16 protein-coding genes are annotated in these 14636 nt (G+C 62.2%); 3 read left to right on the plus strand and 13 right to left on the minus strand.

Annotated features, from left to right (window positions below; translation table 11 throughout):
- Positions 1-42 precede the first annotated feature (42 nt).
- Together TU79_RS11885 and TU79_RS11890 are read right to left on the minus strand one after the other, a co-directional pair.
- Positions 43-849 (minus strand): MOSC domain-containing protein, encoded by an 807-nt coding sequence (locus tag TU79_RS11885; protein WP_057008151.1) that lies wholly within the window; start codon positions 847-849, stop codon positions 43-45.
- Positions 850-888: 39 nt separating this feature from the next.
- The gene (locus tag TU79_RS11890; protein ID WP_057008152.1) at positions 889-1824 is read right to left on the minus strand and encodes a chemotaxis protein CheV; all 936 of its coding nucleotides are present in this window, start codon (positions 1822-1824) and stop codon (positions 889-891) included.
- A 540-nt stretch (positions 1825-2364) separates the two neighbouring features.
- Between TU79_RS11890 and TU79_RS11895 the strand changes: the two genes are divergently transcribed.
- From TU79_RS11895 to TU79_RS11905, 3 genes are all read left to right on the plus strand, one after another.
- A complete protein-coding gene (locus TU79_RS11895; protein ID WP_057008153.1) occupies positions 2365-2814 on the plus strand; it encodes a hypothetical protein in 450 nt (149 codons plus the stop codon).
- A 262-nt stretch (positions 2815-3076) separates the two neighbouring features.
- Positions 3077-3970 carry a sensor histidine kinase gene (locus tag TU79_RS11900; RefSeq protein WP_057008154.1) on the plus strand — a complete coding sequence of 298 codons (894 nt, stop codon included), beginning with the start codon at positions 3077-3079 and terminating at the stop codon, positions 3968-3970.
- Positions 3967-4626 (plus strand): response regulator transcription factor, encoded by a 660-nt coding sequence (locus TU79_RS11905; protein WP_057008155.1) that lies wholly within the window; start codon positions 3967-3969, stop codon positions 4624-4626. The genes TU79_RS11900 and TU79_RS11905 overlap by 4 nt, the downstream gene beginning before the upstream one ends.
- Here TU79_RS11905 and yegS read toward each other — a convergent pair.
- The 11 genes from yegS to TU79_RS11960 all read right to left on the minus strand — a co-directional run bounded on the left by yegS (position 4585) and on the right by TU79_RS11960 (position 14633).
- On the minus strand, positions 4585-5505 hold the full coding sequence (gene yegS, locus TU79_RS11910; RefSeq protein WP_057008156.1) for a lipid kinase YegS: 921 nt from the start codon (positions 5503-5505) through the stop codon (positions 4585-4587). The two genes, TU79_RS11905 and yegS, sit on opposite strands and share 42 nt — an antisense overlap.
- Before the next feature lie 300 nt (positions 5506-5805).
- Complete coding sequence (locus TU79_RS11915; protein ID WP_057008157.1) at positions 5806-6198, minus strand: DUF2802 domain-containing protein; 393 nt, start codon at positions 6196-6198, stop codon at positions 5806-5808.
- Positions 6199-6681 carry a chemotaxis protein CheW gene (locus TU79_RS11920; protein ID WP_003236843.1) on the minus strand — a complete coding sequence of 161 codons (483 nt, stop codon included), beginning with the start codon at positions 6679-6681 and terminating at the stop codon, positions 6199-6201.
- Between the two features lie 79 nt (positions 6682-6760).
- Positions 6761-7549 carry a CheW domain-containing protein gene (locus tag TU79_RS11925; protein WP_057008158.1) on the minus strand — a complete coding sequence of 263 codons (789 nt, stop codon included), beginning with the start codon at positions 7547-7549 and terminating at the stop codon, positions 6761-6763.
- Positions 7549-8337: a ParA family protein gene (locus TU79_RS11930; RefSeq protein ID WP_003236847.1), complete on the minus strand. Its 789-nt coding sequence runs from the start codon at positions 8335-8337 to the stop codon at positions 7549-7551. Before TU79_RS11930 ends, TU79_RS11925 begins: the two co-directional genes overlap by 1 nt.
- Before the next feature lie 51 nt (positions 8338-8388).
- Positions 8389-9276 (minus strand): flagellar motor protein MotD, encoded by an 888-nt coding sequence (gene motD / locus TU79_RS11935; protein WP_057008159.1) that lies wholly within the window; start codon positions 9274-9276, stop codon positions 8389-8391.
- A gap of 15 nt (positions 9277-9291) precedes the next feature.
- Entirely contained in the window at positions 9292-10032 is a 741-nt protein-coding gene (locus tag TU79_RS11940) for a flagellar motor protein (RefSeq protein WP_003236851.1), read from the minus strand.
- Positions 10032-11177, minus strand: a complete 1146-nt coding sequence (locus TU79_RS11945) for a protein-glutamate methylesterase/protein-glutamine glutaminase (RefSeq protein WP_057008160.1) — start codon at positions 11175-11177, stop codon at positions 10032-10034. Before TU79_RS11945 ends, TU79_RS11940 begins: the two co-directional genes overlap by 1 nt.
- A 49-nt stretch (positions 11178-11226) precedes the next feature.
- Entirely contained in the window at positions 11227-13440 is a 2214-nt protein-coding gene (locus TU79_RS11950) for a chemotaxis protein CheA (RefSeq protein WP_057008161.1), read from the minus strand.
- Positions 13441-13451: 11 nt separating this feature from the next.
- Positions 13452-14240: a protein phosphatase CheZ gene (locus TU79_RS11955; protein WP_057008162.1), complete on the minus strand. Its 789-nt coding sequence runs from the start codon at positions 14238-14240 to the stop codon at positions 13452-13454.
- 18 nt (positions 14241-14258) lie between these two features.
- Positions 14259-14633 (minus strand): chemotaxis response regulator CheY, encoded by a 375-nt coding sequence (locus TU79_RS11960; RefSeq protein WP_015885173.1) that lies wholly within the window; start codon positions 14631-14633, stop codon positions 14259-14261.
- Positions 14634-14636: the final 3 nt, after the last annotated feature.

Consider the following 14636-nt stretch of genomic DNA (forward strand, 5'->3'; position numbering starts at 1 on the left):
ACGGCTTGAAAAAATGCCCGCCTCCTGCGAGACGGGCATTTTTTATTCCAGCACCGTCACCGGCATCCCCACCGCCAATTCACCGATGCCATCGTTGACCAGGTTCTGGCCGAACATCGCGCCGTTCTCGGTCTTGCGATAGGTTTCGAGCGTAGCGAAAGGCTCGCGGTCGGCGCTGCGCTCGCCGGTCTGCGGGTCGATGGTGGTGAGAATGCAGCGCGAGCAGGGCTTGACCAAGCGAAATTCGATATCACCGATGCGCAGGCGTTTCCAGCCGTCCTCGGCGAAGGCTTCGGCGCCTTCGATCACCAGGTTGGGGCGAAAACGCAGCATCGGCATGGGCCGGCCGATGCGCGCGGATAAATCATCGAGAGATGCCTGGCCGATCAACAGCAGCGGGTAGCCGTCGGCAAAGCCCACCTGGTCGCTGTCCTTGCCGAAGCCTGCACCGGTGGCGCGCGCACGCTCCAGCGGCATGTGCACCAGGCGCGTCGGTTTGCCGATGAAGTCACTGGCCCAGCGGGCGGCTGCGTCGCCTGCATCCGGCACGCGCAAGGTGTCGCGCCAGATCGTGATGCCGCGCAGTTCAGCCGCGCTGTCGGGCAGCGCCACGTCCAGCGTGGCGTAGCCCGGCGAGCTCAGGGTAAGGCCGCCGGCAGGATTGCACAGCGCCGACAGCTGGCTCATTTTCGCCACCGCCCGCTGCGTAAGGAATCGCCCGCTGGCTTCGTCCACCAGCATCCAGCGTCGGTCCCCTTGCAGCCCGAGTTTATCCAGGCCGATGTGCTGCAGGGTGTCGGCCTTGCCGGACTTCAAAGGGTAACGGTACAACGCGCTGAGACGAAGCATGAGCCTGCTTTCCTGAGGGGCAAAGCCGTCACCCTAAGGTCAAGCCGACACTTCGTCCAGCATCAGGCGTTGACGCACTACATCCACCAGCTTGTCGGGCTGGAATTTGGAGAGGAAATTGTCGCAGCCGACTTTCTTCACCATGGAGTCGTTGAAGCTGCCGGACAGCGAGGTGTGCAGCACCACATACAGTTCCCGCAGACGCGGATCGTTGCGGATCTCGGTGGTGAGACGGTAACCATCCATCTCGGGCATTTCGGCGTCGGTGAAGATCATCAGCAGTTTGTCGGTCATCACCTGGCCGCTGTCAGCCCAGCCTTTGAGCATGTTCAGCGCCTTCAGGCCGTCGCTGGCAATGTGCATTTTCATGCCGAGCTGACCCAGGGTGTCGCGCAGTTGCGACAGGGCGACATTGGAGTCGTCCACCAGCAGCACTTCGCGGCCACGGGCGCGCTCGAGCACCGGGTCTTCGAGTTTTTCGCGGGAAACCTTGGCGTTGTACGGCACGATTTCAGCCAGCACTTTTTCCACGTCGATGATTTCCACCAACTGGTCGTCGACCTTGCTGATGGCCGTGAGGTAGTGCTGGCGCCCGGCGCTGGCCGGCGGCGGCAGGATGGCCTCCCAGTTCATGTTGACGATGCGGTCGACGCCGCCCACCAGAAATGCCTGCACCGAGCGGTTGTACTCAGTGACGATGATGGTGCTGTTCGGACCCGGTACCAGTGGGCGCATGCCGATGGCCTGGGACAGGTCGATGACCGGGAGCGTCTGGCCACGCAGGTTGACCACGCCGCACACGAACGGATGACGCTGGGGCATCAGGGTCAGCTTGGGCAGTTGCAGCACTTCCTGCACCTTGAACACGTTGATCGCGAACAGTTGCCGCCCGGCCAGGCGAAACATGAGGATCTCCAGGCGGTTCTCACCCACCAGTTGCGTGCGTTGATCTACCGAGTCGAGAATGCCGGCCATTGAAAGCTCCTGGTGCGCTGAGGGATTGTGCTGTTCGCTTAAGGTTGGTTATCGGCGGCGAACGCCAGACCTTGACCCCTGTAAAATGCCATTTAAACGCATTGATGTCACACTGATATCATGCTTTACTTCGTCGGTGCCTCCATACGGCCTGGCAACGACGCAGCGCGACCCTCAAAACCACGCGAGGTTCCGTCGCGTAAGGGGTTCCCCTAGGCGCAATCAGGCCTGACCTGATATTCGCGATATCTAATAGCCATTAATGTGACGCCATTCTCATTACATGAATGGAGTCAGGCCTTTGCTCGCCATCGCCAGCCCACGGCCCAAAGGCCTTCCAGACGTCAACCAGACGGCAACCGACGCGGGCCGAATGCACCCGACTGCCGGCGGCACGAGGACGCGCGGCCCATTTTTAAATAAACTTCCTACTAAAATATCGGAAGCTACCTACAGATCTCAGTCATATTTCAGCGCTAGTTTTAAGCCATTCACCCAGTGCGGCATCTCATCACCCGACCTTATGTTGTGGAGACTTGCATGATGAACGACGCTAACGAATGGCAAGTTGCACTTTCCCGGTTTCAGCAGGAGTCCGAAAAGCTGCTGGCCAAGTCGGAAGAATGCCTGAGCCACCTGCAGATGATTCGCAACGACAGTGATGCCATCGACTGCATGCAAAGCAGCCTCAGCACGCTGGCGGAAAAGGCCGACAGCCTGGCTCTGCAGGGGATCGGGGAGTTTTCCAGGCACATCCAGCAGCTGATCGCCAACGCCGAAAACCCCTTGCAATTGCATGATCAGGCGCTGGCAGCGCTGCACGATTGTCTGACATTACTGGCGTGGCAACTTGAACTGATAGATGCCCGTACCGGCCGCTTGCAATTGGACGAAACTGAACAAACCACGCTGATCGCAACGGCCTCCCTGCAGATTCCGCAGAAGAACTTCAGCTATAAACCCCAGCAACGTTTGCACCACAGCGCCTGAGTTGCAGGCGGGCATAGAGTCGTTAACGACGCGAAACGCCGCCGTTTGAACTTTACTGGCCGGGAAAAATATCGATTGGTCATAAACAGTCCTGACCACTACATGCGCGCCTGAACCGCAATGCCTCCTCCCTGACTACCGAAACTGCCGCCCGAGCCATTGGCCTGAACGGGCCAGGCGACGTCATGCGCCTGGCGACCAACGGTAATAGTGGTGGTACTATGCGCCGCTCGAAGACTCAACTTCATTGGCTCCATCCGCTATGTACGCCAGCCTCAAGTCACTCATTACAAGGTCTGTTTCGCGCGGCAATGCACGCCGCATGGTCCTCGTCCTGTGCCTTGGCTCGCTGTCGCTGAGTCTGTGGGCCTACGCCCGCTCCAGCCCGCTGCCACTGGCGGTGCTGCTGCTCAACGCGGCGATGTTGCTGATGGTCGGCCTGCAACAGTGGAAATCACGCAAGGCCATCAGGTTCCAACCCCGGGAGTTGGCCGAGCGTCTGCTGCAGGTGCAGGAAAACGAACGCCACCGCCTCAGCCGCGAACTGCACGACGACATCGGCCAACTGCTCACCGCCGCCAAGCTGCAAAGCGACTGGCTGCAGCGCCGCCTGCCGGACGACCTGCAGGGGCAATGCACGGTGTTGTGCAACACCCTGAATGAAACCCTGGCCAAAGTGCGCGACGTGTCCGCCATTCTCAACCCGCGCCAATTGTCCAGCCTCGGTCTGGAAGCCAGCCTGCGCGCCCATCTGCTCAAGACCCTGGCGAACACCCCGGTGCACTGGAGCCTGGAATGCCAGCAGCGGCTGACTGGCATCCCGGAGGAAATGGCCGTGGCGGCCTTTCGCATTACCCAGGAAGCGGTCACCAACATGCTGCGTCATGCCCAGGCGAACAATCTGCTGGTACGCCTGCAACGCTTGCCCGAAGGCCTGTCGCTGATGGTCTGCGACGACGGCCAGGGCTTCTCCCCTGCCAGCAACCCCGCTCTTGAAGGCCAACGCGGCATGGCCGGGATGTGCGAGCGGGTCGACCAACTGGGGGGCACCCTGGTGGTGAGCAGCCAGCCTGGCACAGGCACCCGCATCGACGCACTGTTCCCCTGGGCACCGCGCGCCCTCGAACGCGCCAATCGTCCGAAGGTCATCGAGTGACCTGCAGTGTGCTCCTGGTGGATGACCACGCGCTGATCAGAGCCGGCGTGCGTGCATTGATCATGGATATTCCCGACTACGCGGTGATCGGCGAAGCCAGCGATGGCGCGCAGTTGCTGGAGCGGTTCGCCGCTCTGCAACCGGATATCGTGCTCCTGGACCTGTCGATGAAACACACCGGCGGCCTCGATGCCCTGCAACAGCTCAAGGGTGCGTATCCCAAGAGCAAGGTGTTGATTCTGTCGATGCACACCGACGCGGAGATGATCATGCGCGCCCTGGAGTGCGGCGCCCATGGCTACCTGCTCAAGGACACCACCGCCACCGAGCTGGAACACGCCCTGCGCGCACTGCGCGACAACGAGCGCTACCTGAGCCCGGCCATCGCCCACACCGTGATCAACCAGGCGCTGGTGCGCAGTCAGGGCACCGCTTCGGCTGCCGTGCCGAGCCACACGCTCACAGCGCGGCAGTTGGAGATCCTGCGCCTGATCGTGCGCGGCAAGTCCACCCGCGAAATTGCCCATGGCCTGGGCCTAAGCATCAAGACCATCGAAGCGCACCGCTCGCAGATCATGAAGCGGCTGCAGATCTTCGACGTGGCGGGGTTGGTGTTATTCGCCGTGCGCGAGCAGATTATCAGCCTGGACGACTAGCGGCGAACCCTCGGGCAGGTGCACGCGCAGGGCCTTGGGCAACGCCTCGAAGCGCAGGTCATCGCCGCTGAGCGGCTCGCCGTCGAGGTTGATGTAAAGCTCCCTCGCCTGCCTGATCTGCACCCATGGCAGCCTCGCCCGCACAAACATCGCGTCCAGGCCCCAGCCATTGTTCATCAGCTCGCGCAGTGTACCCACCACTTCCTGGGGTGCCGGGAGAATGCTGACGTCGAGCAGGCCATCATCAGCCATTGCGTCGGGGCACAGCTCATGCCCACCGCCCGCCTGCCGACCGTTACCGATCCCCAGCGCCAGCAGCTCGCCCTGCCAGTGAAAGTCCGGCCCGTCCAGCTCGGCATAGGCAGCCTTCAACTCGCTGAAGCGCGTGAGGCCGGTGAACAGGTAGGCGGCGCCTCCGAGGACTTTTTTCAGATCTTCCGAGGTATTGGCGGTGACCTGGCTGCCGAAGCCACCGGTGGCCATATTGAGGAAGATCTGCCCGCCCACCTGACCGAGGTCGATCGCCCTGGCCGGCGTATCCAGCAGCGCCAGGGCCTGGGCCGGCTCCTGGGGCACACCGGCGGCCTTGGCGAAGTCATTGGCGGTGCCCAGGGGCATCAGCACCAGGCTGGCATCCGCCTTGGACTGGGCCATGGCTTCGGCCACATCGCGCAAGGTGCCGTCGCCGCCGCCGGCGATGATGTGGGTGTAGCCGCCGGCCAGTGCTTCATCGACCAGGCGCCGTGCATCTCCGCCTTCCCATGTCACCCGAACCGCCAATTCCCAGCCCAGTTCGCGCCTGGCGTTCACTGCACTGCGCACGTCCTCGTTGAGGGCTTGCTTGCCGTGGAGGATCAACAGGGCTTTGGGGGTGGTCATTGGTGGGTTACTCCGGGAGTTGAAGGTGCATGAGGCATGTGACCTTTGCCGAGGGCGATTGGTTTACCGGGGTTGGCGCGATTTTTTGATGAGGGCGGCTTTGGGCGATGCAGGCAGATTGGGAACATATCCGTTATTCAGGTAAGGGTTACTGGCGGATCCGCTCTATACAAAAAGCCCCAAAGCAAGCAAAGGGGGCTTGCTCCCGATGGCGGTGGGTCAGTCAACTTATGGGTAGCTGACACACTGCCATCGGGAGCAAGCCCCCTCCCACAAAAGCCAGGCACTCCAACCGCACAACTAGCTCTTGTGCAACTTGCTCATCAACTGCGCCTCAGCCTGGGTCAACCCGCACGACTGCGTCAGCTCATCCACCGTCGCCCCCATGCCGACCAACCTAGCCGCCTGAGCAAACGACAGATTCGCCGGATCGCGCTGCTCCAACTGCTCCAGCTTGTCCGGGATAGGCGCCAGGATCGCGCGCAGTTCATGCACCTCATCCCCCACCTTCACCGCACTCTGCTGGTAGTGATCCACCCGCCGGACCAGATCGAGAATGCGCCGCTCACGCAGCGCATCCCGCTCGGCCTGTTGCAGGGCCAACTCCCGTTGCTGGCGCATGTAACGCAGCACGAACGCCACCGTCCCGGCCCACAGCAGGGCCAGCACAATCACCAAGGCTTCAAAGAACAATCAGATGTTCTCCAGATCCGACCACTCTTCCTCGCTCATCATCTTGTCCAGTTCAACCAGAATCAGCAGTTCGCCGTTCTTGTTGCACACGCCCTGGATGAACTTGGCGGATTCTTCGTTACCCACGTTCGGCGCGGTTTCCACTTCCGATTGGCGCAGGTAGACCACTTCGGCCACGCTGTCGACCATGATCCCGACCACTTGCTTGTCGGCTTCGATGATGACAATACGCGTGTTGTCGTTGACCTCGGTCGGCACCAGGCCGAAGCGCTGGCGGGTGTCGATCACCGTCACCACGTTGCCGCGCAGGTTGATGATACCCAGCACGTAGCTGGGCGCACCCGGGACCGGCGCGATCTCGGTGTAGCGCAGGACTTCCTGCACGCGCATCACGTTGATGCCGTAGGACTCGTTGTCCAGTTTGAAGGTAACCCATTGCAGGATCGGATCATCCAAACCTTGTGCGGACGCTGACTTGTTCATTTCTCTGACCCCTTCAAATACCGTAGACACGGCGTGTGTACTTGCCTGACCGCACTTGCGCGCAGCCCTTATTGTTCACTCAACTGCGTTTGGCGTGCGCCATCGTCTTGACCGCACCGCTGGCGATCAACTCGGCCAGTTCGGCGACGTCGAGCAACGCGCACATGTGTTCGATCACGGTGCCTGCCAGCCACGGCCGTTGGCCACGGTGGCTGCGCCATTTGATTTCGTTCGGGTCCAGGCGCAACGAGCGGCTGACTTGATGCACCGCCAGCCCCCACTCGTAGCCCTGCACCGAGATCACGTATTGCAAGCCCTGGCGGAAGTCGTCGCGATAGCGATCGGGCATCACCCAGCGCGCGGTGTCGAGCACCTTGAGGTTGCCGGCCTGGCTCGGCAGGATGCCGAGGAACCACTCCGGTTGCCCGAACAGCGGCGTCAACTCCTGGCCTTCGAGCGAATAGATCGAGCCCAGGCATACCAGCGGCACCGCCAAGGTAAGGCCGGCGACATCGAACAGCAGGCATTCGAACGGCTCCGCGGCCCAGGCCGGGCGCTCGTCGCCACGCACCGGCGGTGGCGTGATGCTCGGCGGCAAGTGCACTTCGACCACGGGCTCGACCACCGCCGGCGCAGCCACCACCGGCTGCGGAACAATCGGCACCACCACCTGCGCGTCGCGCGCCTGCTCTTCGAGCACCGCCAGCTGAAACTCATCCAGCGGGGCTTGCACCGCAGGGGCCGGTTCGAGCACCAGGATCGGCTCGGGCAATTCTTCAGCGGTCGCTTCCTGCAGCAAGGCATCCAGATAGGATTCGAGTGCCAGTTGCGGCCGGGTCTTGAGCTTGAAGTCGACAGGTCGGTTCATCATGCCACCTGCGCCACGAGCTGCTGCGACAACAGATGCTTGAGCAACGCACGGTAGGCCAGCACGCCACGGCTCTTGCCGTCGAACTGCGACGGCGTGAGCCCCGCGCGGCTGGCGTCACGCAGGCGCGTGTCAACCGGGATGTAGCCGTTCCAGATCGCATCCGGGTAGCCGTCGCGCAGCACGCGCAAGGTGCCGAGCGATGCCTGGGTACGCCGGTCGAACAGGGTCGGCACGATGCTGTAGGGCAGCGGCTGTTTGCGCGAGCGGTTGATCATCGCCAGGGTGCTCACCATGCGCTCCAGGCCTTTGACGGCCAGGTGTTCGGTCTGCACCGGGATCACCAGCTGCTGGCTGGCCGCCAGGGCGTTGACCATCAGCACACCGAGCAACGGCGGGCTGTCGATGATCGCGTAGTCGAATTCCTGCCACAGCTGCGCCAGGGTCTTGGCGATCACCAGGCCCAGGCCGCTCTGGCCGGGGGACTGTCGCTCAAGGGTGGCCAGCGCGGTACTGGACGGCAGCAGGGAAATACTTTCGTTACTGGTGGGCAGCAGCAATTGCCCCGGCAAGTCGGCCGGCACGCTGCCCTTGTGCAGGAACAGGTCATAGCAGCTGTGTTCCAGCGCATCCGGGTCGTAGCCGAAATAGCTGGTCATCGAGCCGTGAGGGTCCAGATCGACCACGACCACACGCTTGCCCGCCTCGGCCAGCAAGCCGGCTAACGCGATGGAGGTGGTGGTCTTGCCGACTCCACCTTTTTGATTGGCAACTGCCCAGACTCTCATTCGGTTGGTTCCTCCCGGCAGGCAATGGCGCGACCGAGACAGTGCATAAAATTAGTGAGCCGGCGACGGGGAATTGACGGAGCCCTGTCGAACCGGCGGCTTAACCGCTGGCGGTGCAGTTTGTGTGCCAGCGCGCTTCAACGCGGCATCCGGTGTTGCATTTGCAGTGCCGGTGCCCGTAAGGCTGCGGCGTACATCCAGGTTGCGTGACACCACCAGCACCACACGGCGGTTGCGCGCACGGCCCTGCACCGTGGCGTTGTTGGCCACCGGCTGGAACTCGCCATAGCCCACCGACGCCAGGCGCCCGGGGTTCACACCCTGCATGGCGAGCATGCGCACGATGCTCGCCGCGCGCGCCGACGACAGCTCCCAGTTGGTCGGGTACTGCGCGGTGCTGATCGGCAGGTTGTCGGTAAAGCCTTCCACATGAATCGGGTTTTCAAACGGCTTGAGGATCGCCGCCACCTTGTCGATGATGCTGAACGCCTGGTCGCTGGGTATGGCATCGGCACTGGCGAACAACAGGCTGGAGTTGAGTTCGATCTCCACCCACAGCTCATTGCCGCGCACGGTCATCTGATTGGAGCTGATCAAGTCGCCGAATGCGGCGCTGATGTCATCGGCGATGCTTTTCAGCGGGTCGCTGGTGCCACCTATGCCCGCGGCGGTCTCGTCGCTGTCATTGACCAGCGGCTTGGCCGGCGTCACGGTTTTGGGCCGCTCATCGCCAATGGGAATCGGCTTGAGCGCGCGATCCGTGTCGTTGAACACGCCCACCAGCGCCTGGGAAAGGATTTTGTACTTGCCTTCGTTGACCGACGAGATCGAATACATCACCACGAAAAACGCGAACAACAAGGTGATGAAATCCGCGTAGGACACCAGCCAGCGTTCATGATTGACGTGTTCTTCAGGCTCGCGGCGACGACGGCTCACTGGCAACTCCCCCCATCAATCCATGAAGCCCTGGAGCTTCAATTCGATGGAACGCGGGTTCTCGCCCTCGGCAATCGACAGGATGCCTTCGAGCAACATTTCGCGATAACGGGACTGGCGCAGGGCAATCGACTTGAGTTTGCTCGCCACCGGCAGCAGCACCAGGTTGGCACTGGCCACACCATAGATGGTGGCGACGAACGCCACGGCAATCCCGCTGCCCAGTTGCGACGGATCGGCGAGGTTGCCCATCACGTGGATCAAGCCCATCACCGCACCGATGATGCCGATGGTCGGCGCGTAGCCGCCCATGCTTTCGAAGACTTTGGCGGCGTTGATATCGCGGCTTTCCTGGGTGTAGAAATCCACTTCCAGGATGCTGCGGATTGCCTCCGGCTCGGCGCCGTCAACCAGCAGTTGCAGGCCTTTGCGTGCGTAGCTGTCGGGCTCGGCATCGGCCACGCCCTCCAGACCCAGCAGGCCTTCCTTGCGCGCGGTGAGGCTCCAGTTGACCACGCGGTCGACGCCGCCGGCGAGGTCCACACGGGGCGGAAAAATGATCCACACCAGAATCTGCATGGCGCGCTTGAACGAACTCAAGGGCGCCTGCAGCAAAGCCGCGCCCACGGTGCCGCCGATCACGATCAACGCCGCCGGGCCGTTGGCCAGGGCGCCGAGGTGGCCGCCCTCCAGGTAGTTGCCGCCAATGATGGCGACAAAGGCCAGGGTGATGCCGATCAGGCTCAACACATCCATCAGAGACAAGCCTCCACCAGATGCCGGCCGATGTCATCCAGGCTGTACACCGCGTCGGCTAGGTCGGCCTTGACGATGGCCATGGGCATGCCATAGATCACGCAGCTGGCTTCGTCCTGGGCCCAGATGGCGCTGCCGCCCTGCTTGAGCAGGCGTGCGCCTTCACGGCCGTCGGCGCCCATACCGGTGAGCACCACCGCCAGCACCTTGTCGCCGTAGGACTTGGCGGCGGAGCCAAAGGTGATGTCCACGCACGGCTTGTAGTTGAGGCGCTCATCGCCCGGCAGGATTTTGATCGCGCCACGCCCGTCCACCATCATCTGCTTGCCACCCGGGGCCAGCAGCGCCAGGCCAGGACGCAGGATGTCGCCATCCTCGGCTTCCTTGACGCTGATCCGGCACAGCTTGTCCAGGCGCTCGGCGAATGCCTTGGTGAACGCAGCGGGCATGTGCTGGATGAGCACGATGGGCGCCGGAAAGTTGGCTGGCAGTTGGGTCAACACCCGTTGCAAGGCCACCGGGCCACCGGTGGAGGTGCCGATGGCGACCAGCTTGTAGGCCTTGCGCTTGGGCGCCGGTGAATGCGCATGCGCATGCGCGGCGGGCGCGGGGTTACGGGTCGGCGCGACGGGAGCAGGCCGGGCCGTCGGCGCAGGCGCCGGGCGGTTGAACGAGGAACCGGCGGGCGCAACCGGTGCGGCCGTCGGTGCAGGTGCTGGCGCAGGTGCACTGGACAGGCTGCGACGGTTACTGCGCGCAATGCTGTGCACCTTCTCGCACAGCATCTGCTTGACCTTCTCGGGGTTGCGCGAGATGTCTTCGAAATTCTTCGGCAAAAAATCCACCGCGCCGGCGTCCAGCGCGTCGAGGGTCACTCGGGCGCCTTCGTGGGTCAGCGAGGAGAACATCAATACCGCGGTGGGGCAGCGTTGCATGATATGGCGCACGGCCGTGATGCCGTCCATCATCGGCATCTCGTAGTCCATGGTGATCACGTCCGGCTTCAACGCAATTGCCTGGTCAATCGCCTCTTTGCCGTTGGTGGCCGTGCCGACCACCTGGATGCTTGGATCGGCGGAAAGAATTTCCGAGACGCGGCGGCGGAAGAAACCCGAATCGTCCACCACCAGGACCTTGACTACCATAAACACTCCGTTAGGTGGGGGGGGCGTTACCGCCTGAGCCCCACCAAAATCAAATACGCCGTGCGGCGTAACGCTTGAGCATGCTCGGAACATCGAGAATCAGCGCGATCCGACCGTCACCGGTGATGGTCGCGCCCGACATGCCCGGCGTCCCCTGCAGCATTTTGCCCAATGGTTTGATCACCACCTCTTCCTGGCCCACCAGTTGGTCGACCACAAAGCCGATGCGCTGGGTGCCCACGGACAGGATCACCACGTGGCCTTCGCGTTGTTCTTCATGCTTGGCCGATGCCACCAGCCAACGCTTGAGGTAGAACAGCGGCAGGGCCTTGTCGCGCACGATCACCACTTCCTGGCCGTCGACCACGTTGGTGCGCGACAGGTCGAGGTGGAAGATCTCGTTGACGTTGACCAGCGGGAAGGCGAACGCCTGGTTGCCCAGCATCACCATCAGGGTCGGCATGATCGCCAGGGTCAGCGGCACCTTGATGACGATCTTGGAGCCCTGGCCCTTGGTCGAGTAGATGTTGATCGAGCCATTGAGCTGGCTGATCTTGGTCTTCACCACGTCCATGCCGACGCCACGGCCCGACACATCGGAAATCTCGGTCTTGGTCGAAAAGCCCGGGGCGAAGATCAGGTTGTAGCACTCGGTGTCAGTGAGGCGGTCGGCGGCGTCCTTGTCCATCACGCCACGCTTGACGGCGATATTGCGCAGGATTGCCGGGTCCATGCCTTTGCCGTCGTCGGTGATCGACAGCAGGATATGGTCGCCTTCCTGCTCGGCCGCCAGGATCACCTTGCCGTTGCGCGACTTGCCCGCCGCTTCACGTTCTTCCGGGGTTTCGACGCCGTGGTCGACGGCGTTGCGCACCAAGTGGACCAACGGGTCGGCCAGGGCCTCGACGAGGTTCTTGTCGAGGTCGGTTTCTTCGCCCACCAGTTCCAGGTTGATTTCTTTCTTGAGCTGGCGAGCCAGGTCGCGAACCAGACGCGGGAAGCGGCCGAAGACTTTCTTGATCGGCTGCATGCGGGTTTTCATCACCGCGGTCTGCAGGTCGGCGGTGACCACGTCGAGGTTCGACACGGCCTTTTGCATGGCTTCATCGCCACTGCTCAGGCCCAGGCGCACCAGGCGGTTACGCACCAGCACCAGTTCGCCCACCATGTTCATGATGTCGTCCAGGCGCGCGGTGTCTACCCGTACGGTGGTTTCGGCTTCGGTGGTGACCGGCTTTTCGGCCACGGCGGCAGCCGGGGCGCGTGCAGGTGCTGCGGCAGGTGCCGGGGCGGGCTTGGCGGCCGGAGCGGGTGCCGGCTTGGCGGCGACAGGCGCGGAAGTTGCCGCTGCGGCCGGGGCCACTTCGGTGAACTTGCCCTTGCCGTGCAGTTCGTCGAGCAACGCTTCGAATTCGTGATCGCTGATCAACCCATCGCCGGCCGGTGCTGCGCTGGCTGCCGGAGCGGCTGGCGCGGCGGCGGCAGGCGCCGTCGCGGCGACTTCCGGCAAGGCGTCAACGGCAAAGGTGCCCTTGCCGTGCAGTTGATCGAGCAAGGCTTCGAATTCGTCGTCGGTGATATCAGTGCTGGCGCTCGCTGCGGCTGCGGGCGGCGCGGCGACCGGTGCCACGGCGTCGGCAGCGAACTGCCCCTTGCCATGCAACTGGTCGAGCAGGGATTCGAATTCGGCGTCGGTGATGTCTTCGCTGGTCGGCGCGGCAGGCGGTGGCTGTGGCGCTTGCGGTGCCTCGGCCTCGGCCTTCACGGCGTTGAGCGAATCGAGCAGTTGTTCGAACTCGCTGTCGGTGACATCCGCCTCGGGCTCAGGCTCGGCTACCGGCGCAACCGCAGCTTGCTCAGCGGGCGCCTCGGCAGCCGGCTCCGCCAGGCGCGCCAGGGCGGCCAGCAGTTCCGGAGTGGCCGCCGTGATCGGGGCACGTTCGCGCACTTCGCTGAACATGCCATTGACCGCATCCAGTGCTTCGAGAATCACGTCCATCAACTCCGAGTCGACCTTTCGCTCACCCTTGCGCAGGATGTCGAACACGTTCTCGGCGATGTGGCAGCACTCCACCAGCTCATGGAGCTGGAGGAAGCCGGCGCCCCCTTTTACAGTGTGAAAACCGCGAAAAATTGCATTGAGCAGGTTCGCATCATCCGGTCGGCTTTCCAGCTCAACCAGTTGTTCGGACAGTTGCTCTAAAATTTCGCCGGCCTCTACAAGGAAATCCTGAAGGATTTCTTCATCGGCGCCGAAGCTCATGTGGGTGCTCCTTAGAAGCCTAAACTGGATAACAGGTCATCGACATCATCCTGACCTGACACAACGTCTTCACGTTTATCGGCATGAATCTGCGGACCTTCACCCTTGGCGAGATGTTTTTGTGGATCTTTTTCCGAGAGGATCGCCGCGCGGTCATGTTCGATGCCGGCAAAACGATCGACCTGCCCGGCCATGAGCACCAGTTTGAGCAGGTTGCTTTCCACTTCGGTGACCAATTGGGTCACGCGCTTGATCACTTGACCAGTGAGGTCCTGGTAATCCTGGGCCAGCAGAATATCGTTGAGGTTGCTGGCCACCGTGCGATTTTCCTGTTCGCTGCGCGACAGAAAACCGTCGACCCGACGGGCCAGCTCACGAAACTCTTCAGCGCCCACTTCGCGGCGCATGAAACGGCCCCAGTCGTGACTGAGCGACTGGGCTTCGGTGGCCATGCCATTGACCAGAGGCGTGGCGTTTTCCACCAGGTCCATGGTGCGGTTGGCCGCCGCCTCGGTCAGCTTGACCACATAGGACAGGCGTTCGGTGGCATCGGTGATCTGCGAAATTTCTTCGGCCTGGGGCATGTGCGGGTCAATCTGAAAATTGACGATCGCACTGTGCAGCTCGCGCGTGAGCTTGCCCACTTCCTGATACAGGCCGCGGTCACGGGTCTGGTTAAGCTCATGGATCAACTGCACCGCGTCGCCGAAGTGGCCTTTCTCAAGGCTGTCGACCAACTGGTGAGCATGCTTTTTCAGGGTCGACTCAAAATCGCCCAATGTTGTTTCTTTATGCTCCATAGCTCCCCCGCGATGGCATTAGCCGTGGATGCGTTCGAAGATTTTTTCGATCTTCTCTTTTAACGCCAATGCCGTGAATGGCTTGACCACGTAACCGTTTACCCCAGCCTGGGCGGCTTCGATAATCTGTTCACGCTTGGCTTCGGCGGTCACCATCAGTACAGGCAGGCTGCGCAGCTTTTCGTCGGCGCGCACGTGGCGCAACAAGTCGATGCCGGTCATGCCCGGCATGTTCCAGTCGGTTACCAGAAAGTCGATGCTGCCGCTGTTGAGGATTGGAATCGCCGTAATGCCGTCATCCGCCTCGACCGTGTTCGTGAACCCAAGGTCACGCAACAGGTTTTTTATGATCCGCCGCATCGTTGAGAAGTCATCAACGATGAGGATTTTCATGTT

Origin of the sequence: Pseudomonas trivialis, from assembly GCF_001439805.1 — a bacterium.
Classification (GTDB): domain Bacteria; phylum Pseudomonadota; class Gammaproteobacteria; order Pseudomonadales; family Pseudomonadaceae; genus Aquipseudomonas; species Aquipseudomonas trivialis.